This window comes from Streptomyces decoyicus, assembly GCF_019880305.1.
Classification (GTDB): domain Bacteria; phylum Actinomycetota; class Actinomycetes; order Streptomycetales; family Streptomycetaceae; genus Streptomyces; species Streptomyces decoyicus.
Genome location: NZ_CP082301.1, coordinates 7,786,820 through 7,807,240, shown reverse-complemented (window position 1 = coordinate 7,807,240; position 20,421 = coordinate 7,786,820). Strand labels below are relative to the sequence as shown.

Below are 20,421 nucleotides of genomic sequence, written 5' to 3'. Positions count from 1 at the left end.
CGGGGAGCCGCGCCGCGCAGCCGCATCCGTCCCCACTACGTACCCACTCCGTGCCCGCTTCCGCATCGACGGCTTTCTCGCCCTCGCCGCCATCACCGGCAGTGCCGACCCGCTCGCCAACCGCTCAACCGCCACCGAAGTCCCACGGGGAGACGTACCACCATGCACCGCAACCGCAACTCCGGGGCCGGAGCGTTCAGACACGGCACCGGACTGACGGGACTTACTGAACCAGCGGCTCCAGCGGCTCCAGCAGCTCCAGCGGAACTGGCTTGACGAGTTGGACTAGTCGGACTGTGCGGGCTTCTCCGCAGGATTCGTGAACGATTCGCAATATTCCCGATTCAGCGGGTGTGGGAGACGCCCACCGCCCGGACCGGGCGCGGCGGCCCCGGGGCGGCGTCCCGGCAGGCAGCTCTTGGGCCTCTCGCCATAGCGGCGCGCCGGAGGGCGGGCGGGGCAAGGCCGGAGTCGGGGGCTCCAGGAAACGAGGTAACCCATATGCACACGACCGAGCACCAGAGCGAACCGAGGATATCCGTCGTCGTCCGCGCGCCGGACCCGATCTCCCTGGCGGGCGTGACCAGCCAGCTCAGCCAGCAACGGGGAGTGCGGGTGGTGGAGGGCGGCGGGGAGTTCCGGGCCCCGGTGGCCGTTGTTGTCACCGCAACGATGGACGACTCCACGATCGCTCAGCTGCGCCGTCTCGTCCGGATCGACGGGGCACGGGTCGTGCTGGTGGCGGACCAGATCCGGGAGGCCGAGCTGCTCGCCGTCATCGAGTGCGGCGTCGGAGCGATCCTCTGGCGCCACCAGGCCACCCCGCGCCGGCTGTACCGGGCCGTGCTGGCGGCCTCCCGCGGGGAAGGGGACTTACCCTCGGATCTGCTCGCCCGGCTGCTCCATCAGGTCGGACAGCTCCAGCGCAGCGCCGACGACCGGCCCGGCACGCTGGCAGGGCTGGCGCCGCGCGAGGTCGACGTCATCCGTCTGATTGCCGAAGGCCTGGACACCGCGGAGATCGCAAGCAAGCTCTCGTACTCCGAACGCACGGTCAAGAACGTGCTGCACGGCATGACCACCCGGCTCCACCTGCGCAACCGCGCCCACGCCGTCGCCTATGCGCTACGGGAGGGCCACATCTGACCGGCTTGCGGGGGGGGGAGGCAGGGGGCACGAGCCGGCCCGGTCCGGCCCCCACCACACGGCCCCATCGGCCCGGATCGGCCCGGCCGTCACCCCCGATCCCGGTGAGGAGCTGCGGCGCCCGGATAACGGGCCGGTCCGGTGGGCGATGCGGCGCGAACCGCGCCGCCCGCCCGGCCGGCGCCCAGAAGGTGCTGGTCACAGCCGCTCGTTGACGACTGCGGACCAGAACCATCGCTTCGTGGCCGGGTGTTACTTGCCCAGTTTCTTGGCCAGGGCGGCACGGCGGGCGAACTTCTCTTCCTTGGACTCGGCCATCTCGCGAAGGGCCGCCTTCCGCTCCCGCTGGGCAAGCCGGTCCAGATACAGGCGACCGTGAAGGTGATCCGTCTCGTGCTGTAGGCACCGTGCGAAGTACCCCCTGCCCTCGATCACCAGTGGCTCGCCGTTCTTGTCACGGCCTCGTACGACGGCACGGTCGAGACGGGGCACCACCCGGTAGGGGCCGGGAACGGACAGGCACCCTTCGGGTTCTTCGACCAGCCTGCGCTGCTCGGCCGGCACCTCCGCCAGGACGGGGTTGGCGATGTGCCCGACATGACGCACCCCCCAGTCGTCCGTGATGTCCCACACGAACAACTGCAGATCCACGCCGACCTGATTGGCGGCCAGCCCCGCGCCTTCCGCCACCTGGTTCGTGGCGAACATGTCGTCCACCAGCCGCGACAGCTCCGGTGTGCCGAACTGTGTGACCTGCCGGCACCGGCGTCGCAGGATTTCCTCCCCGGCGACGGTGATGCGGCGCACCGAACCCCGTTCCACCTCCGGCGCGAGCCGCGGATAGGAAGCGACGGGGTGTCCCAGCACGCGCACCCGGCGGTCCTGCGAGGTGTCACCGAACCCGACCGTCATGGAATATCAACGCCTTCCGCACATGTCCGGACGGACAGGGCTGAAGGCCCCGGCCGACCCGCGCCCACCTTGACCGAATGCTTTGCAAAGTAGCACCCTTTGCAAAGTGAGAGACGAAAACCGTGCAGCCTCGTCCGCGGCCCCGCTGCCGCATCGCAACCGGCAGCCCCTTCCCGACCACTCCGTGCGCGTCGCCCTGCTGGACCTGCTCGCCGAGGTCGGCACAGTCACGTCCACCCAGGCGGCCGCCCGCCTCGGCCACAGCTCCGGCCTCTGCTCCTTTCATCTGCGCCAACTCGCCCGGCACGGCCTCATCGAAGAAGCGCCGCACAACGGCGGCCGGGCCCGGCCCTGGCAGCTCCGCTGGACGCCCTCCGGTCCGCCGGAAGGGGAAGCGCCCGCAGAGTTCGCCGCGCTCGCACGGGGACTGGAAGATGAGAGCTATCAACACTGGCTGGCGCACCGGGAGCAGGCACCGAGCGAGTGGCAGCACGATGAGTCCTTCAGCGCCGTGCTCCACCTCACGCCGGCGGAGATGACCGAACTCGCCATGTCCATCCGCGGCCTGCTGGCCGACTACCGCGAACGGGACCAACGCCCCGCCACGCGCCCCGCAGGCACCATGGCCGTAGCCGCGGTCACCCGGCTGTTCCCGCTCCTCGGCCAGTGAGCCTGGCGGCAGCCGTGCGGGAATCGGGTGTCCAGGCCGCACTCCGGCTCGGCAGGGATCCGTCCTGGTCGGCTTCGTCAGCAACCACGGAAACCGTTCGCCGGCCGGACCGGCTCTCTGCTTGGCTCGCCCCATGAGCGATCTCCACATCCGCCACGCCACCCTCCCGGACATCGACACCGTGTTGCAGTTCTGGCGCGAAGCCGCGGAAGGAACGAGCATCAGCGACGACTACGACGGAGTGGCCCGGCTGGTGACACGAGACCCCGAGGCCCTGCTCCTGGCAGAGTGCGACGGCGTCCTCGCCGGGACCGTGATAGCCGGCTTCGACGGGTGGCGCTGCCATCTCTACCGGCTGGCCGTACATCCCGGCCGCCGCAGGCAGGGCATCGGCGGCGCGCTGCTGACGGCCGCCGAGGAGCGGTTCCGTGCGCTGGGCGGCCGGCGCGGCGACGCGATGGTGCTGGACCGCAACGAACCGGCGCGGCAGGCGTGGCGCGCGGCGGGTTACGCGCCCGAGCCGCAGTGGAGCCGCTGGGTCAGGCACCTCGACGGCTGAGCGACGACCCCGAAGCACGCCATGAGCCCGCCCCAGTGAGGGGCGGGCACTTCCCTGACCACCAACTTTGCTGATCCTTTACCATGGAGTCTCCTCTCCCCCAAGTGAAAGGTGTGTGAGCGTCCAGCCATGGACGAGCCTCCTAGTTGTCGAGCACCCTCCCGACAGAGCGCGAACCTCCCGATCCTGTTCGATCATGGGACGGAGGTGACTCGATGACCGACCTGCTCTTTCTGGGCGTGGCGCTCCTCCTGACCCTGGCCTGTGGTGTCTTCGTCGCCGCCGAGTTCTCGTTGACGACCGTCGAGCGCAGCGACCTCGAACGCGCCGCCGAGCGCGGTGACCGGGGCGCGGACAGCGCCCTGAAGGCAGTGCGCAGCCTGACCTTCCAGCTCTCCGGTGCCCAGCTGGGCATCACCGTCACCGGCCTGGTCATCGGCATGCTGTCCAAACCGGCGATCGCCACCCTGCTGGCGGGGCCGCTGGACGCGATGGGCCTGTCGCGCACGGTGGCGGATTCGGTGGCCGTGGTTCTCGGTACCGCGATCTCCACGGTCGTGCTGATGGTGGTCGGCGAGCTGGTCCCGAAGAACTGGGCCATCTCCCATCCGCTGGTGATCGCGAAGAAGGTCGCCACCGCCCAGCGCGGCTTCAGCGCCGCCTTCAAGCCGTTCATCCGGCATCTCAACAACACCGCGAACCACATGGTCCGCAGGATGGGCCTGGATCCCGCCGAAGAGCTGGCCTCGGCGCGCGGCCCGCAGGAGCTGGTGGCGCTGGCCCGGCACTCCGCCAAGGAGGGCGCGCTGGAGCCCGACACCGCCGAGCTGTTCGTCCGCACCCTCAATCTCGCCGATCTGACCGCGGAGAACGTCATGACGCCGCGGGTGCAGGTCATCGCGCTGGAGGTGCAGTCCACCGCGGAGGACGTGGCCAATGCGACCCGGGCAACCGGGCTGTCCCGCTTTCCCGTCTACCGCGGCAGCCTGGACAGCGTCGTCGGGGTGGCGCACATCAAGGACGTCCTGACCGTCCAGGCCGAGCGCCGCCCCCGGCACCCGGTCTCCGAGCTGGTGCGCGAGCCGTTGCTGGTGCCCACGACGCTGACCGTGGACCGGCTGCTCGACCGCCTCTCCGGCAGGCGCACGATGGCCGTGGTCATCGACGAATACGGCGGCACGGCCGGTGTGGTGACGCTGGAGGACATCGTCGAGGAGGTGGTCGGCGAGGTCCGCGACGAACACGATCCGATGGAGACCCCCGACCTGGCGCCGGCCGGCACCGACACCGAGGGGCGCAGCGTCTATCAGGCCGACGGCGCCGCCCGTACCGACCAGCTGAAGCGGATCGGCCTGTGGCTGCCGGAGGGCCCGTACGAGACCCTCGCCGGGCTGATCGCCACCGAACTCGGCCGGATACCGGTCGCCGGCGACACGCTGGAGGTGGCCGGCTGGCGGATGGACGTGCTCGACGCCGCCGGCCATCGCGCGGCCCGGGTGCTGCTGCACGCCCCCCGCCCCGGCAGCACCGACGAGCAGGAGAAGGAGGCCCGCCGATGACCGCGCTCCAGCTTTTCGTGGGCCTGCTGACGCTGGTCGTCAACGCCTTCTTCGTGGGCGCCGAGTTCGCCCTGATCTCGGTGCGCCGCAGTCAGATCGAGCCGTACGCCGAGCGCGGTGACCGCCGCGCGACCAGTGTGCTGTGGGGCCTTCAGCATGTCTCGGCCCTGCTCGCGGCCGCCCAGCTGGGCATCACGCTGTGCACCCTGGTACTGGGTGCGGTCGCCGAGCCGGCCATCGCGCACCTCCTGGAGCCGGTGTTCCATGCGGTGGGGATCTCGGAGACGCTGATCCACCCGATCTCGTTCGTGATCGCACTGTCGCTGGCCACCTATCTGCACATGCTCTTCGGCGAGATGGTGCCGAAGAACATCGCGCTGGCCGAGCCGGTCCGCAGCGCTCTGATGCTCGGTCCGCCGCTGGTCGCGCTGACCCGGGCGCTGCGCCCGGTGATCTTCGCGATCAACGCACTCGCCAACGCGCTGCTCAAGGTGCTGCGCGTGGAGACCAAGGACGAGGTCGCCGCGACGTTCTCCGACGACCAGCTGGCGAAGATGGTCGAGGACTCCCGGGCGGCCGGGCTGCTCGACGAGCGGGCGCAGGAGCGGCTGCGGGACGCCCTGGAGCTGGGCCGCCGCCCGGTCAGGGACGTGGTACTGCCGGTCGAGAAGGTCGTCTCCGCACGGATGGGGACGACCCCCGAGGAACTGGAGCAGCTGGCCGCCGATTCCGGCTTCTCCCGCTTCCCCGTCGTCGACGACACCCGCCGCATCCTCGGCTATCTGCACGTCAAGGACGCGCTGGACGCCTCCCCCCGCACGGTCCCCTTCCCGGTGTCCGCACTGCGCCCGATCGCACGGGTCAAGGCCTCGACGCTGCTGGACGACGTCCTGACGGCGATGCGCGGGTCCCGCACGCATCTGGCCGCGGTGATCGGCGAGGACGGGCGGCTGGCCGGGCTGGTGACGATGGAGGACGTGCTCCGGGAGTTGGTGCTCCAGCAGCGGCCCGCGGCCTGACGCGGGGTTTCGGGAGCGACGGCCTGACCGATCGGTTAGATTACTGACCGATCGGTCGGGCGCGTCGCGTCCTCGCCGGTCGCCATCGCATTCGTGCGCGAGGAGGGGGCAAGGGCATGGAACGCACCACCTGCTGCATAGCGGGCGGCGGACCCGCAGGAATGATGCTCGGGCTGCTGCTGGCCAGGGCCGGCATCGAGGTGACCGTGCTGGAGAAGCACGGCGACTTCCTGCGCGACTTCCGCGGGGACACCGTCCATCCGTCGACCCTGCGGCTGCTGGACGAGCTGGGGCTCGGCGAGGCGTTCGCGCGGCTGCCGTTCGCCGAGCTGACGGAGATGCGGGCGCAGATCGGCAGCACCACGGTGGTCATGGCCGATCTGCGGCGCATCCCCGGCCGGCACAAGTACCTCGCCATGGTCCCGCAGTGGGACTTCCTCGATCTGCTCGCCAGGGCGGCGGCCGAGGAGCCGTGCTTCACGCTGCGGATGCGGACGGAGGTCCGCGGGCTGCTGACCGAAGACGGCCGCATCACGGGGGTGCGGTTCCTCGACGAGCACGGCACCCCGCGTGAGCTGGCCGCGGATCTGACGGTCGCCTGCGACGGCCGGGACTCCGTGGTGCGGCAGGCGGCCGGGCTGCGGCAGCAGCTCTTCGACGTACCGATGGACGTCTGGCAGGTGCGCGTGGACGCTCCCCCAAGCTCTCAACTGCTCCCCCACTCTCGGCTTCGCTCGGGCGGGGGGACCCCCATGCGCAGGGGGGATCCCCATGCCGACACCCTCAAGGACGGCCGGGTCTTTGCACGCTTCGGCGGGGGCCAGGCAGCGGTCACCATGGACCGCGGCACGTATTACCAGACCTCCTATCTGATCGAGAAGGGCCGGGACGCGGAGCTGCGCGCCCACGAGATCCAGTGGCTGCGCGACCGCCTCGGGGCGCTGTTCGACTGGGACGACGAGGTGACCGCGGCGATCGGCTCGTGGGACGACGTCAAGCTGCTGGAGGTGACCTTCGGGCGGCTGCGGCACTGGTAGCGGCAGGGTCTGCTGTGCATCGGGGATGCGGCGCACACCATGTCGCCGGTCGGCGGCGTGGGGGTGAATCTGGCACTCCAGGACGCGGTCGCGGCGGCGCGGATCCTGGCGGCACCGCTGCGGCGCGGCACGGTCGGGACGGCCGAGCTGGCGCGGGTGCAGAAGCGGCGGCAACTGCCGGTGAAAGTGGTGCAGCGGTCCCAGCAGGCCGAGCACACGATGATCCGGGACGCGCTGGCCGGCACGCTCGACGGCGATCGGCTGCCGGTGCCGATGCGTCTGCTGCGGAGGGTGCCGCCGCTGCGGACGGTGACCGGCTATCTGGGCGGGATCGGTGTACGCCCCGAGCGGGCCCCCGCCTTCGCCCGCGTCAAGCCCGGCGCTCGATCGCGTGGAGGGTGAACTCCTCCAGCTCCGCGGCCGCGGCGTCCAGGTCGAGCTCCGGGTGGACCAGCCAGTGCGCGATCACGCCGTCGATCGCCCCGCCGATCGCCAGGGCGACGGTCCGGGTGTCGAACTCCCGCAGCGCACCTGCCTGCTGGCCTTCCCTCAGCAGGGCGGCGAGGGCCTGCCAGCGGCCGTGGGTGTCGTGGGAGCCGGGCGTCTTCAGCCGAGTGCCTCCCTCGTCGTCGAGCAGCATCTCGGTGATCACGCGCACCTGGCGGCGGTGGGCCTGCTGGTAGCCGATCATCGCCCGTACGTAGGCGACGATCGCGTCCCGCGGGCCGGCCGCCTGCGCCACCCGCTCGGTGACATACGCACCGAACTGCTCCATCACCTGTTCCAGGGTCGCGCGGGTCAGGTTGTCCTTCGAGGAGAAGTGGTAGAGCACCGCGGCCTTGGACAGCCCGGCCCGCTCGGCGATCGCCGACAGCGAGGTGGCGGGGTACCCGCGGGTGGAGATCAGGTCGATGGTGGCGTCGATGAGCTGCTGGCGGCGGGCCCGTTCGGTGAAGGTCAGCGCGTCGGGGCCGGCGCCCCGGCGAGGAGTCATCGTGCGTCCACCCGTACCTTTCCTCGCCCTTCCGACGAGATCAGACCGTACACCGCGGGGCCCGGCGCACCCCCGGGGGCCGGGACATACCGCACGGTATGGCGAGCGGTAGGATCTTCCCGCCATGGAAATGAATGCTCGCTACACCAGTTTCGTCGCGGTCGGCGACAGCTTCACCGAAGGAATGTCGGACGGCCTGCCGGACGGCTCGTACCGCGGCTGGGCCGATCTGCTCGCCGCCCGGCTGGCGGCCGGCTCGCCCGGCTTCCGGTACGCCAATCTCGCGGTGCGCGGCAAGCTCATCGGGCAGATCGCCGACGAGCAGTGCGGGCCGGCGTCCGCGATGGGCGCCGACCTGGTGACGCTGGTCGGCGGGCTCAATGACGTCCTGCGGCCCAAGTGCGAGGTGGACCAGGTCTGCGCGCGGTTCGAGGACGCCGCCGGGCAGCTGGGCAGGGGCGGCGGGCAGCTGGTGCTGATGCGCAGTCCGGGACGGCAGGGGCCGGTGCTGGAGCGCTTCCGGCCGCGCATGGAGCAGCTCTTCGCGCGGATCGACGACGTGGCCGCGCGGCACGGTGCGGTGGTCGTGGACCTGTACGCCTCGCGGGCGCTGTCCGATCCGCGGCTGTGGGCCGACGACCGGCTGCATCTGAACGCCGAGGGGCACCGCCGGGTCGCGGAAGCCGTCTGGCAGGCGCTCGGGCTGCCCGCCGCGTCGGACTGGGACACGCCGTTGCCGGCCGCCGCGCCGCCGGGCTGGGGTGCGCGGCGCACCGCGGATCTGCGCTTCGCGCGCGAGCATCTGGTGCCGTGGATGGCCCGGCGGCTCACCGGCCGCTCCTCGGGGGACGGCCGCCCCGCCAAGCGCCCCGAGCTGCTGCCGTACGAGGGCTGACGGCCCGGCCGGCGCAGGGTGCCGCGCCTCCGGGCGCGGCTTGGAGGAAAGTACAGCCGGGACCGGGGCGCTGGCCTGCGTAAACCGCCAGTAGACTCTGACCACGTGACTGCTGTGTCTGCGAAGCCTCGCATCCCCAATGTCCTGGCCGGCCGCTACGCCTCCGCGGAGCTGGCTGTGCTGTGGTCCCCCGAGTACAAGGTCAAGCTGGAGCGGAAGCTGTGGCTTGCCGTGCTGCGTGCGCAAAAGGACCTGGGGGTGGAGGTCCCCGAGCAGGCGCTGGCCGATTACGAGCGAGTCCTGGAGACCGTCGACCTGGCCTCCATCGCCGAGCGCGAGAAGGTCACCCGGCACGACGTCAAGGCCCGCATCGAGGAGTTCAACGCCCTCGCCGGCCATGAGCAGGTCCACAAGGGCATGACCTCCCGCGACCTGACGGAGAACGTCGAGCAGCTCCAGGTGCGGCTGTCCCTGGAGCTGATGCGGGACCGTACGGTCGCCGTGCTGGCGCGCCTGGGCTCGCTGGCCGCCCAGCACGCCGAGCTGGTGATGGCGGGCCGCTCGCACAACGTCGCCGCCCAGACCACGACGCTCGGCAAGCGCTTCGCGACCGCGGCCGACGAGCTGCTGGTGGCGTACGGCCGGCTGGAGGACCTGCTCTCCCGCTACCCGCTGCGCGGCATCAAGGGCCCGGTCGGCACCGCTCAGGACATGCTCGATCTGCTGGGCGGAGGACCTGATGGGGCGTCCAAGCTCGCCGACCTGGAGCAGCGGATCGCCGGGCACCTCGGCTTCGGCCAGGCCTTCACCTCCGTCGGCCAGGTCTACCCGCGCTCGCTCGACTACGACGTGGTGACCTCGCTGGTGCAGCTGGCCGCCGCGCCCTCCTCGCTGGCGAAGACCATCCGGCTGATGGCCGGGCACGAACTGGTCACCGAGGGCTTCAAGCCCGGCCAGGTCGGCTCCTCGGCGATGCCGCACAAGATGAACACCCGCTCCTGCGAGCGCGTCAACGGCCTGATGGTGATCCTGCGCGGCTACGCCTCCATGGCCGGTGAGCTCTCCGGTGACCAGTGGAACGAGGGCGATGTGTCCTGCTCCGTGGTGCGCCGGGTCGCCCTGCCGGACTCGTTCTTCGCGCTGGACGGCCTGCTGGAGACGTTCCTGACCGTGCTCGACGAGTTCGGCGCCTTCCCCGCCGTCATCGCCCGCGAGCTGGACCGCTACCTGCCCTTCCTCGCCACCACGAAGGTGCTGATGGGTGCCGTGCGCGCCGGTGTCGGCCGCGAGGAGGCGCACGAAGCGATCAAGGAGAACGCGGTCGCGTCGGCGCTGGCCATGCGCGAGCAGGGCGCGGAGCGCAACGAACTGCTGGACAAGCTGGCCGCCGACACGCGGATCCCGCTGGACAAGGCGCAGTTGGACGCCCTGATGGCGGACAAGCTCTCCTTCACCGGCGCCGCGGCCGACCAGGTGGCATCCGTCGTCGCCCGGATCGAGGAGATCGCGGGGCAGCACCCGCAGGCCGCGGCGTACACCCCCGGCTCGATCCTCTGACGCGAGGACCTGTGCGCTTCACCCCCGAAGAGCTGGAAGCCGCTCGCGACCGCCTCGTCCCCGACGTGGCCGCGAGCGGCCTTCGCGTGCTCTTCTGCGGCATCAACCCCGGACTGATGACGGCCGCCACCGGCCATCACTTCGCCCGGCCCGGCAACCGTTTCTGGCCGGTGCTGCACGCCGCCGGGTTCACCCCGCGCCAGTTCCGGCCCGCCGAGCAGGAGGAGTTGCTCGCCCACGGCCTCGGCATCACCAACGTCGTGGCGCGGGCGACGGCCAAGGCCGACGAGCTGACCGCGCAGGAGTACCGCGAGGGCGGCCGGCTGCTGGACGAGAAGGTCGCCCGGCTGCGCCCGCGCTGGCTGGCCGTCGCCGGTGTCACCGCCTATCGCATCGCCTTCGACGACAAGCACGCCGCGATCGGGCCCCAGGAGCGCACCCTGGGCGACACCCGTATCTGGGCGCTGCCGAACCCGAGCGGGCTGAACGCCCATTGGACACCGGCGACCCTGGCGGAGGAGTACGGACGGCTGCGCGCCGCGGCGTTCGCGCCGGACGACGACGCGTGAGGCGCTGACGGCGAGTACGGCTGACGGCGCGTGCCCGGCCGATGCCCGGCGACGCGGGTGCGGAGACCGTGCGCCGTGGCCATAGGCCGTCTCTACGCCGTCCGCAGGCGGCCCGTAAGCACACGGCCCCGATCGCTCAGCGACCGTTCGGCTGCGCGTCACCCACTAGCCGTGTACATGTCGACGTGACGGTTCTACGCTATCGCCGCCCGCGCGCCCCCTCTCCCGTCGGAGGCCCCCGTGCCCGCTCCGTCGTCCTCGCGTTCCGGCTCCTCCTCCCACCGCATCCGCCGCTCGCGCCGTCGCAGGGCCGGCGCGCTCGCCGGGGCGTTCGCCCTTGCCACCACAGGCCTCGGCATCTGGGCGGGCACCGGCTTCGGCGCCGAGCCGGCCGCGGCCGCCGTACCCACCCCCGACCATGTGGTCGTGGCGTACCCACCCCCGACCATGTGGTCGTGGTGGTCTTCGAGAACCACGCCTACGGCCAGGTGATGGGCAGCTCCAGCGCCCCGTACCTCAACTCCCTGGCCTCCGGCGGTGCGAACCTCACCGCGTCCTACGCCGAGACGCACCCCAGCCAGCCCAACTACTACGCCCTCTTCTCCGGCGACACCCAGGGCGTCACCGACGACAGCTGCGTCGACCCGGGGTTCAGCGACGCCCCCAACCTCGCCTCCGAGCTGACGGCGGCCGGAAAGTCCTGGGCGAGCTACAACGAGTCGCTGCCGTCCGAGGGCTCCACCACCTGCAAGAGCGGCAAGTACGCGCAGAAGCACAACCCGTGGTTCGGCTTCGGCAACGTCTCCACCGCCTCGGCACACACCTTCGACGCCTTCCCCACCGACTTCTCGAAGCTGCCCACCGTCTCCTTCGTCGTCCCGAACCTGTGCAGCGATATGCACGACTGCTCGGTGTCCACCGGTGACACCTGGCTGAAGGACCACCTCAAGGCCTATGCCGACTGGGCAAAAACCCACAACAGCCTGCTGCTGGTCACCTTCGACGAGGACAACCGGCTCAGCGGCAACCGCATCCCGACGGTGCTCTACGGCCGGCCGGTCACGGCCGGCGCCACCTCGGCCACCACCTACAACCACTACGACGTACTGCGCACCCTCGAGGACATGTACGGCACCTCGCATGCGGGGAACGCCGCCGACGCCAAGGACATCAGCGGCATCTGGGCCGGCTGACGTGTACCTCGCGGACCGCGGCTCCGCTGCCTCGACCTCCGCTGCGCCGGGCGACCGGCGCGCCGTACCGGGCCGGCGTCCGGGCCGGCGCGCCGGGTCCGCCCTCCCCTCGACGGTGCTCGTCCTGGGCACCGTCAGTCTCATCACCGACATCTCCTCGGAGATGGTCACGGCCGTGCTCCCGCTGTATCTCGTCGCCGAACTCGGGCTGTCGCCTTTGGGGTTCGGGGTGCTGGACGGGGTCTACAACGGAGTGAGCGCGCTGGTCCGGCTGGTGGGCGGCCGGCTGTCGGACCGGGGCGGGGGCAGCGGCCACAAGGCGGTGGCCGTGGTGGGGTACGCGCTCTCCGCCCTCTGCAAGCCGTTGTTGCTGATGGTGCACTCGCTGCCGTTGATCGGGGCGGTGTTGGCGGTGGACCGTACCGGCAAGGGGCTGCGGACCGCGCCGCGGGACGCGATGATCTCGCTGGCCGCCGAACCGGGCGCCCGCGGACGGGCGTTCGGGGTGCACCGCGCCATGGACACGGCAGGCGCACTGTGCGGGCCGCTGGTGGCGTTCGTGCTGCTGCGGGCCGCGGCCGACGGCTATGACGCGGTGTTCACGGTCAGCTTCTGTGTGGCCGTGGTGGGCGTGGTCGTGCTGCTGCTGTTCGTCCCGCGCCGCGCCACCACTGCCACGGAAGGCATCGTTGCGGCCGGGCCCGCCGTTGTCGCCGAGGACGCCGCCGGCGTCAAGCCCGCTGCTGCCGTCGAGGACACCGGCGGGCGGGCCCCGGCCGGACCACGGACGCCGGTGCGCGCACTGCTCGGCCGGGCGGAGGTGCGCCGGCTGACGGGGTGCGCGGTACTGCTGGGGCTGACCACCCTCAGCGACTCCTTCCTCTATCTGACCCTGCAACGGAGGCTGGATCTGCCCGGTGCGTGGTTTCCGCTGCTGCCGCTGGGCACCGCCGCCGTATTCCTGTTGCTGGCGGTGCCATTGGGGGCGGTCGCCGACCGGATAGGCCGCCGGCGGCTCTTCCTGGCGGGGCATCTGGCGCTGCTGTGCGCCTACGGACTGCTGCTCGTCCCCTCGGCCGGGGGCGCGGCCGTGGTCTGTGGCGTGCTCGCGCTGCACGGCTCGTTCTACGCCGCGACCGACGGGGTGCTGGCGGCCGCGACCGCCGATGCGGTGCCCGAGGACGTCCGCGGCAGCGGGCTCGCCGTGGTCCAGACCGGCCAGACCGCCGCACGCTTCGTCTGCTCGATCGCCTTCGGTACCGTCTGGACCGCCTGGGGCGACGACACCGCCGTCCTGGCTGCCGCCGTCGGCCTTGCCCTCGCCGCGGCCGTCAGCGCCCGCCTCCTCCGCCGTGTCGGCACGCCACCGCCCCTCGCCTCGCCATCGGAGCAAGCATCGTGAGCCGCCCCCCGCTGAGTCGCACCGCACGTCTCCTCGTCCTGCTGGCCACCGTCCTCGTACTCGGCGGGGTCGCCGTCGGCGCCACCCTGCACGCTGCCGGGCGGGCCGCCCAGAAGGACCGCTCCCAGGCCGGCGGGCCGGCCGTGGCCCCCGGAAGCGTCCGCCTGGACGACCCGCGCCACACCCTGTTCCGCAATATGGCCTGGGGCCCGCACCGCGACGAGATCACTGCGGTCCCGGCCGGCCGGCTCTCCGGCCCGCGCACCGCCTCCGGCGTCCGCTGCCTGCGCTTCCACGAAGCCTCCGGCACCGGCATCTGCCTGCGGGCCGTCCACGGCAAACTCCGCGACACCTACCGCGCCGTCCTCCTCGACAGGCGCCTGCGCGAACTGCGCCACTACGACGTGGCCGGCACCCCGACCCGCGCCCGGGTCTCCCCCGGCGGCCACACCGTCGCCTGGACCGTCTTCGTCAGCGGCGACTCCTACGCGGGCACCGCCTTCTCCACCCGCACCTCCCTCCTCGACACCCGCACCTGGCGCCTGGACGCCAATCTGGAGACCTATGCACTGACCGTCGACGGACACCCGGTCCACGCGGTCGACATCAACATCTGGGGCGTCACCTTCGCCGACGACAACCGCTTCTACGCCACCGCCGCCACCGGCGGAAAGACCTACCTCGTCCGCGGTGACCGGGCCGCCAGGACGCTCACGGCACTGCACACCAACGTCGAATGCCCCTCGCTCTCCCCCGACGGCACCCGCATCGCGTACAAGAAGCGCGTCAACGTCGCCGACCCGGACGCTCCTTGGCGGCTGTACGTCCTCGACCTGCACACCCTGCACGAGACCGCGACCGGCGAACACCGCAACGTCGACGACCAGGCCGTCTGGCGCGACGACCGCACGCTGGTCTACTCCCTGCCGGGCGACTTCGGCTCCGACCTGTGGACCGTTCCCGCCGACGGCACCGGAACACCGCGGCGCCTCGTCACCGCGGCGCTCGCCCCCGCCTTCCCCCGCTAGGTCCTGTCGTTTGGATCAGGCCCTCTCACCCCGTCTGCGCCACCTCCCCCTCCCCCACCGCGACCAGCAGCTGGAAGGGCAGCTCACGGTCGCCCTGCCCCACGCCCACGCCGATCCACCGGCTCTGCACCCGCCAGCCGTACATGCGCGGAACATAGCCGCACAGCGTGTCCAGCGGCGGCCGGACCGGTATGCCCCTCGCGGACCGTTCCAAGTCGTCGGCGAGGTCCGTCACTTCGGGCTCGCCCCACCGTAAGGACAGCGCCTGCACCAGCGCCGTCAGTTCGGCCTCGAACTCCTCCGCGGCCTCCGCCACCTCGGCGAGGTCCGCGTCCCAGAACTCCTGGCTGACCCGCAGGCCGGCTATGTGGAAGCCCGGACCGCTCTCGACCAGGGCGGAACGCCCCGGAGCGGCCGGGAAATCCCGCAGCCGCCAGCGGTCGATGACGGTGAGGTACGCGTCGATGGTCATGCCGTCAGTAAACCGCCCGGGTCTGACAATTGACTCGCGCCCGGACCCTCAGACGTCCCTGCGCAGCAGTGACCACAGCCCCGCCGCCGCGGCCGGCGCCGCCCAGCCGGCCATCACCGCGATACCGGCCCCACGCCCCGAGCGCCCCCTCGGGCGCAAGGTGCAGAATCTGCTGTCCCGCCCGGTCCGGCAGAGACCCGGATGGAGCCGCTGGGCCACTCCCCCGCGACCACGAGGACGCCGCAGACGATCGCCCCGAACTGGCCGATGTTGAGCCCGAAGTAGGCGGGGAAGACCGGGTCGAAGGGTGCCTCCGGTCCGTCGTGGCCGCCGCAGACGAAGCAGGCGATCGCGACGGTCACCACCAGGTGGCGGAGAGGCTGTACGACAGGGAACGCAGCGAGCGGATCTTCGTCCACTCGGAGCGGAGCACGGCGGTGAAGTGCATGACGTCAGACCTCCTGGGTCTTCGCGGCCCAGCACGATCAAGTGGTCGGCGGTCAGGGCGGTCTCGGTCATCAGACGGCTGGAGACCAGCACCGTACGGCCGTCGGCGGCGAGGCGCTTGAGGAGCGTACGGATCCAGATGATGCCCTCCGGGTCCAGCCCGTTGGCGGGTTCGTCCAGCATCAGCACGGCCGGATCGCCGAGCAGTGCGGCCGCGATGCCGAGCCGCTGCCGCATGCCGAGCGAGAAGGTCCGCACCCGCTTGCCCGCCACCGCCGACAGCCCGGTCTCCTCCAGGACCTCCGCCACGCGCCGTACCGGGAGGCGGTTGCTGTGCGCGAGGGCGAAGAGGTGGTCGCCGGCGCGCCGGGCCCCATGGGCGACGCCCGCGTCGAGCAGCGCCCCGACGTGCCGCAACGGGTGCTCCAGGGCGCGGAAGGCACGGCGCGCCGACGGTGACGGTGCCCGAGGTGGGACGGTCCGGACCCACGACCATCCGCATGGTGGTGGACTTGCCGGCGCCGTGGGGACCGAGGAACCCGGTGCCCCGCCCCGGCTCCACTCGGAAGGTGAGATCTTCCACGGCGCGCACGGTTCCGTAGACCTTCGTCAACTACTGCACTTCGATGGGGGTCATACCGCAAGGCTGTCGGCCGTACCCGACCGCCGACCTCCCCCGCCGTCGGGGATCGCCTCCCCCGGGCGGGGGAGGCCACGGGCCGGTGGCCGCTGCCACGATGAGGGGGTGCCCTCCTCGCTCCCCGGCGTTCTCCGTCCGCTCTCCCGGGCCGTCACCTACACCCGCTGGCTGCATCTGCTGATCGCCTCGGTGGCCGGGGTGCTGACCGGCTTCCTGTACAACGAACCGTTTTTCGCGGGCGGATGGCTGACGTGGCTGTGGATGGCGGTGCTCCCCCTGCCACTGCTCGTACTCGCCGCCCTGATACCGGTGGTCCGCCGCGTCGAGGGGCTCCAGGCCCAGCTGCTGCTGACTCCGGGCCCGCACGACCGCACGGCGCGCGCCGCGTCCGGGATCGCCACGACCCCGTCGGGATCCTGGCGCGAACGTGGCCGTACGGCGGCGTGGCTGCTGCTGCGGCTCGAGGCGGGCGTTGCCCTGTCAGCCCTGACTGTTCAACTTCCCTTGCTGGCCTGGGCGTTCACCTTGGCTGCCGCAGGACGCCGCACGCACCTCAAGGGCCTGCCGGCGATCGAGGCACCCCACTGGTGGTACGGGCTGCTCGCACCGCTTCCCCTCGTCCTGCTGTCGGCCGTCGCCGTCGGGGCGGGCGCACTGATGGCCGCCGCCGCACGGCTGCTGCTGGGCCCCTCGGCCGCCGAGCGGCTGGCCGAACTGGAGGCCCGTACGGAGCGCATGCTGGAGCACAACCGGCTGGCCCAGGAGCTGCACGATGCGATCGGCCACGCGCTGACCGTCACAGTCGTCCAAGCGGGCGCGGCCCGTGCCGCCGGCTCGCCCGAGTTCACCGAGCGGGCGCTGGCCGCCATCGAGGACACCGGACGCCAGGCGCTGACCGATCTGGAGCGGGCGCTGCGGCTGCTGCGCGAGGACGCTCCCCGGCCCGCCGACCGCCCCACGCTCGCCGATGCCGAGCGCCTGCTGGAGTCGGCACGGGCCGCGGGCTCGACGGTGCGCGCCGAACTGAGCGGCCCGTTGGAGACGTTGCCCGGTCCGGTGTCCCGTGAGGGGTACCGCATGGTGCAGGAGGCCCTGACGAATGTGCTGCGGCACGCGGGCCCGGTGCCGGTGTCCGTACGGATGGCCGTCGGCACCGACGTACTGGAACTGGAGGTACGCAACCCACTGCCCGCCGCGCCCCCGGAGCCCGCCGGTGGCGGCCGTGGCCTGCGCGGCCTCCGCGAACGGGCCGCGCTGCTCGGTGGCGAGGCCGAGACCGGGCCGGACGGCGGCGAGTGGCGGGTGCGCGCCCGTCTCCCCCTTCGCCAACTACGCTGACCCCGTGCCGATTTCCGTACTCCTGGTCGACGACGAGCCGCTGGTACGCGCGGGGCTGCGCGCCATCCTGGAAGCGCAGAGCGATATCGAGGTGGCGGGCGAGGCGGCCGACGGGGCGTCCGTCGTCCCGCTGGTGCGGAAGCTACGGCCCGATGTGATCGCCATGGACGTACGGATGCCGCTCCTGGACGGTATCGAGGCGACCCGCGCAGTGCTGCGCTCGGTGCCCGAGCCGCCCCGTATCCTCGTCGTCACCACGTTCGAGGAGGACGAGTACGTCTACGAGGCGCTGCGCGCGGGAGCGGACGGCTTTCTGCTCAAGCGCTCCCGGCCGGCCGAGATCGTGCACGCGGTGCGGCTCGTTGCCGAGGGCGGGTCGCTGTTGCTCCCCGCGGCGCTGCGCAGCATGGCGGCCGGCCGCCGCAACGACCGCGCCCGGGCGGGCTTCGAGCGGGCGGCGCTCACCGCGCGGGAGCAGGAGGTGCTGCGGCTGATGTCCCGTGGGCTGTCGAACGCGGAGATCGCCGGCGAGCTCGTGCTGGGAGCCGAGACCGTGAAGACGCATGTCAGCTCGGTCCTGGGCAAGCTGGGGGCCAGGGACCGCACCCAGGCCGTGATCGCCGCGTACGAGTCCGGGTTCGTCTCGCCCGGCTGACCGCGGAAGCAGCCCCTGCGGGACTCGCCGCCCCTCAGGTGACCGGCTACGATCCGCCACACACGCAAAGTGAGGGAGACGTACGTTGGGGCGGCTCACCGGCGGGGACCCCTCCCTGCTGCGACGGATCAACTCCGCTGTGGTGCTGCATGCGCTGCGCGCCGCGGACTCCCCCACGCTCACCCACCTCGTCCAGGTGACGGGCCTGTCCCGGCCGACGGTCGAGGGCGTGGTCGAGGGGCTCATCGAGACCGGCCTGGTGGTCGAGGCGGCCGCCGAGGAGGGTGAGACGCGCCGCCAGGGGCGGCCGGCCCGCAGGTTCCGGTTCCGTACGGAGGCCGGCCATCTGCTGGGCATCGAGATCGGCCCGCACCGCGTCGCGGCCCTGCTGTCCGATCTGAGCGGGCGGGTTCTGGACACCGCACAGCGCGCCGTCGAAGAGACCGCGCCGGCCGACGAGCGACTGGAGCGGGTCCGTGCCGTGGTGGCCGATCTGCTGCGCCGCACGGGCGTGCCCCGCAGTTCGCTGCGGGCCGTCGGTGTGGCCGGGCCCGGCATCGTGGAGGCGGACGGCACGGTACGGCTGAGCACCGCGCTGCCCGGCTGGACGGGTCTGCCGCTGGGTGAGCGGCTGCGGCGGTCGTTCCGCTGTCCGGTGCTGGTCGAGAACGACGCGAATGCCGCCGCGGTGGCCGAGCACTGGCAGGGCGCGGCCACCGGCTCCGATGACATCGTTTTCGTGCTGGCCGGGCTCAGTCCGGGGGCCGGCTCGCTGATCGGCGGACGCCTGCACCGTGGCTTCGGCGGGGCCGCCGGGGAGATCGGTGCGCTGCATCTGCTCGGCCGCGAGGCGACCCCGGAGAAGCTGCTGTCGACGACCGGAGAGCCGCTGCACCCCCTGGACGAGGCGCAGGTCGCGGCGGTCTTCGCGGCGGCGCGGGAGGGCGACGCACAGGCGCGGGAGGCGGTCGACCGTTTCCTCCGGCGGCTGGTGCACGATGTCGCGGCGCTGGTGCTGGCGCTCGACCCGGAGTTGGTGGTGATCGGCGGCTGGGCGGCGGAATTGGACGGTGTACTGGCGCCGCTGCGCAGCGAGTTGGCGCGCTACTGTCTGCGCCCGCCGCAGGTCGCCCTGTCGCAGCTGGGCGAGGCGGCGGTCGCCACGGGCGCGCTGCGGCTCGCGCTCGATCACGTGGAGGGCGAACTCTTCGCGGTGGAGGGCACGGTGACGGGCCGCCGTCCCAGCCGTGACGCGGTCACGGGCCGCCGCTGACCGGACGGCAGGCGACCGGCCGCCGCTGCCCCGCGGCACAGGACGGCCGCGTCCCGGCCTGCGGCCGCCACAGCACGAAGAACGGGCCCGCACCGGAGCGCTGCCCGGAGTGGGCCCCTACCTCGTCCGCCGGGCGGCTCAGCTCGCGAGCAGGGCCGCCGCGTCGCTCTCGCCGAAGGTCAGACGGCAGGTGTCCGCACGGTAGGTGGAGACCGCGACGGCAGTCGTGCGTCCCCCGGAGACATAGCGGGTGGTGACGACCAGGACGGGCGCGCCCGGCAGCCGGTCCAGCTGCTTGGCGTCCTCCGCACGGGCCGAGCCGAGCTCGACGGTACGGTCCTGGCCCCCCAGCTCCAGCGTCTGGAGCTCCTGAAGGACCGCACGGGCCCGGGCCGGGGCGCTGAGCGAGGCCGCCGGCGGGCAGCCCGGGACCGCCTCCGCCGGGACGTAGAGCAGCTCGGCGGCGACCGGCCGGCCGTGTGTGACCCGGCTGCGGCGCACGATGTGCACCGGGTCGCCGGGGGCGGTCGCGAGCAGGCCGGCCACGGTGGCGGGCACCGTGTCGCTCTCGACGGCGTCGACCGGCTGCCAGTCGTCGCCGGCGGCACCGGGCCAGGTGTGGCGGACGGGGTCCACGGCGACGCCGACGCGCGGCGGTGCGACCGTGGTGCCGACACCGCGGCGGCGCTGGAGTCTGCCTTCCAGCTCCAGCTGTTCGAGCGCCTGCCGCAGCGTGGCACGGGCGACGCCGAACCGCGCCGCCAGTTCACGCTCGTTGGGCAGAATCTCGCCGACCGCGAACTCCGAGTCCAGCGCATCGCTGAGCACGGTCTTGAGGTGCCAGTACTTCGGCTCCGGCACCGTTTCGAGCTGCGTGGTCCCCACCCTGTCCTCCGCACTGGCCGTTACCGGGGCTGCTCCCCCATGGGGCTCGGGCCCGCGCACGGGGCCCTGTCTCCGCCGGGCCGCCTGCGCGCCCGATTATGAGCGCTTCTTTATTAAAGGTTGTTGCAGTATCCCGACGATATGGCCGCCCCTACCCTTGGTCAAGACCAA

At 72.2% G+C, this 20,421-nt stretch carries 19 protein-coding genes and 2 pseudogenes; 16 read left to right on the top strand and 5 right to left on the bottom strand.

The window, feature by feature from the left end:
• The first annotated feature begins 501 nt into the window (after positions 1–501).
• Complete coding sequence (locus K7C20_RS34030; protein ID WP_030076157.1) at positions 502–1,146, top strand: helix-turn-helix transcriptional regulator; 645 nt, start codon at positions 502–504, stop codon at positions 1,144–1,146.
• A gap of 252 nt (positions 1,147–1,398) precedes the next feature.
• Here the strand turns inward: K7C20_RS34030 and def are convergent, their stop codons facing one another.
• On the bottom strand, positions 1,399–2,058 hold the full coding sequence (gene def, locus K7C20_RS34025; protein WP_048828752.1) for a peptide deformylase: 660 nt from the start codon (positions 2,056–2,058) through the stop codon (positions 1,399–1,401).
• Between the two features lie 106 nt (positions 2,059–2,164).
• Here def and K7C20_RS34020 point away from each other — a divergent pair, with 106 nt between their 5' ends.
• The 6 genes from K7C20_RS34020 (at position 2,165) to K7C20_RS39120 (ending at position 7,304) form a co-directional block, all read left to right on the top strand.
• A complete protein-coding gene (locus tag K7C20_RS34020) occupies positions 2,165–2,728 on the top strand; it encodes a winged helix-turn-helix domain-containing protein (RefSeq protein ID WP_030076153.1) in 564 nt (187 codons plus the stop codon).
• Between the two features lie 133 nt (positions 2,729–2,861).
• The gene (locus tag K7C20_RS34015; protein WP_053209217.1) at positions 2,862–3,287 is read left to right on the top strand and encodes a GNAT family N-acetyltransferase; all 426 of its coding nucleotides are present in this window, start codon (positions 2,862–2,864) and stop codon (positions 3,285–3,287) included.
• A gap of 215 nt (positions 3,288–3,502) precedes the next feature.
• Complete coding sequence (locus tag K7C20_RS34010; protein ID WP_053209216.1) at positions 3,503–4,846, top strand: hemolysin family protein; 1,344 nt, start codon at positions 3,503–3,505, stop codon at positions 4,844–4,846.
• A complete protein-coding gene (locus tag K7C20_RS34005; protein ID WP_030076142.1) occupies positions 4,843–5,865 on the top strand; it encodes a hemolysin family protein in 1,023 nt (340 codons plus the stop codon). The genes K7C20_RS34010 and K7C20_RS34005 overlap by 4 nt, the downstream gene beginning before the upstream one ends.
• A 116-nt stretch (positions 5,866–5,981) precedes the next feature.
• Positions 5,982–6,902 (top strand): FAD-dependent monooxygenase, encoded by a 921-nt coding sequence (locus K7C20_RS34000; protein WP_280921998.1) that lies wholly within the window; start codon positions 5,982–5,984, stop codon positions 6,900–6,902.
• Between the two features lie 9 nt (positions 6,903–6,911).
• On the top strand, positions 6,912–7,304 hold the full coding sequence (locus K7C20_RS39120; protein WP_342452570.1) for an FAD-dependent monooxygenase: 393 nt from the start codon (positions 6,912–6,914) through the stop codon (positions 7,302–7,304).
• Here the strand turns inward: K7C20_RS39120 and K7C20_RS33995 are convergent.
• Positions 7,273–7,896, bottom strand: coding sequence for a TetR/AcrR family transcriptional regulator (locus K7C20_RS33995; RefSeq protein ID WP_053209215.1), 624 nt, complete (start codon positions 7,894–7,896; stop codon positions 7,273–7,275). The genes K7C20_RS39120 and K7C20_RS33995 overlap by 32 nt on opposite strands.
• Positions 7,897–8,020: 124 nt before the next feature.
• Here K7C20_RS33995 and K7C20_RS33990 point away from each other — a divergent pair, with 124 nt between their 5' ends.
• The 6 genes and pseudogenes from K7C20_RS33990 to K7C20_RS33965 all read left to right on the top strand — a co-directional run bounded on the left by K7C20_RS33990 (position 8,021) and on the right by K7C20_RS33965 (position 14,540).
• Positions 8,021–8,791, top strand: a complete 771-nt coding sequence (locus tag K7C20_RS33990; RefSeq protein WP_053209214.1) for an SGNH/GDSL hydrolase family protein — start codon at positions 8,021–8,023, stop codon at positions 8,789–8,791.
• A 114-nt stretch (positions 8,792–8,905) separates the two neighbouring features.
• Positions 8,906–10,348, top strand: a complete 1,443-nt coding sequence (gene purB / locus K7C20_RS33985; RefSeq protein WP_030076136.1) for an adenylosuccinate lyase — start codon at positions 8,906–8,908, stop codon at positions 10,346–10,348.
• An 11-nt stretch (positions 10,349–10,359) separates the two neighbouring features.
• The gene (gene mug / locus K7C20_RS33980) at positions 10,360–10,917 is read left to right on the top strand and encodes a G/U mismatch-specific DNA glycosylase (protein ID WP_053209213.1); all 558 of its coding nucleotides are present in this window, start codon (positions 10,360–10,362) and stop codon (positions 10,915–10,917) included.
• Positions 10,918–11,157: 240 nt separating this feature from the next.
• Positions 11,158–12,110 (top strand): annotated as a pseudogene (locus K7C20_RS33975) (alkaline phosphatase family protein).
• Position 12,111: 1 nt separating this feature from the next.
• Positions 12,112–13,512 (top strand): MFS transporter, encoded by a 1,401-nt coding sequence (locus K7C20_RS33970; protein ID WP_053209212.1) that lies wholly within the window; start codon positions 12,112–12,114, stop codon positions 13,510–13,512.
• 11 nt (positions 13,513–13,523) lie between these two features.
• Positions 13,524–14,540 carry a TolB family protein gene (locus K7C20_RS33965; RefSeq protein ID WP_030076126.1) on the top strand — a complete coding sequence of 339 codons (1,017 nt, stop codon included), beginning with the start codon at positions 13,524–13,526 and terminating at the stop codon, positions 14,538–14,540.
• Between the two features lie 25 nt (positions 14,541–14,565).
• Here the strand turns inward: K7C20_RS33965 and K7C20_RS33960 are convergent, their stop codons facing one another.
• Positions 14,566–15,012: a hypothetical protein gene (locus K7C20_RS33960; RefSeq protein ID WP_030076124.1), complete on the bottom strand. Its 447-nt coding sequence runs from the start codon at positions 15,010–15,012 to the stop codon at positions 14,566–14,568.
• A gap of 471 nt (positions 15,013–15,483) precedes the next feature.
• A pseudogene (locus K7C20_RS33955) lies at positions 15,484–16,072 on the bottom strand (ATP-binding cassette domain-containing protein); the annotation flags it as partial.
• Between the two features lie 132 nt (positions 16,073–16,204).
• Between K7C20_RS33955 and K7C20_RS33950 the strand changes: the two are divergent.
• The 3 genes from K7C20_RS33950 to K7C20_RS33940 all read left to right on the top strand — a co-directional run bounded on the left by K7C20_RS33950 (position 16,205) and on the right by K7C20_RS33940 (position 19,365).
• Complete coding sequence (locus K7C20_RS33950; protein ID WP_053209211.1) at positions 16,205–17,437, top strand: sensor histidine kinase; 1,233 nt, start codon at positions 16,205–16,207, stop codon at positions 17,435–17,437.
• 4 nt (positions 17,438–17,441) lie between these two features.
• Positions 17,442–18,092: a response regulator transcription factor gene (locus K7C20_RS33945; protein WP_053209210.1), complete on the top strand. Its 651-nt coding sequence runs from the start codon at positions 17,442–17,444 to the stop codon at positions 18,090–18,092.
• Positions 18,093–18,177: 85 nt separating this feature from the next.
• Positions 18,178–19,365: an ROK family transcriptional regulator gene (locus tag K7C20_RS33940; RefSeq protein WP_030076112.1), complete on the top strand. Its 1,188-nt coding sequence runs from the start codon at positions 18,178–18,180 to the stop codon at positions 19,363–19,365.
• Positions 19,366–19,503: 138 nt separating this feature from the next.
• Here the strand turns inward: K7C20_RS33940 and K7C20_RS33935 are convergent, their stop codons facing one another.
• The gene (locus K7C20_RS33935; protein ID WP_053209209.1) at positions 19,504–20,250 is read right to left on the bottom strand and encodes a GntR family transcriptional regulator; all 747 of its coding nucleotides are present in this window, start codon (positions 20,248–20,250) and stop codon (positions 19,504–19,506) included.
• Between the last annotated feature and the right edge of the window lie 171 nt (positions 20,251–20,421).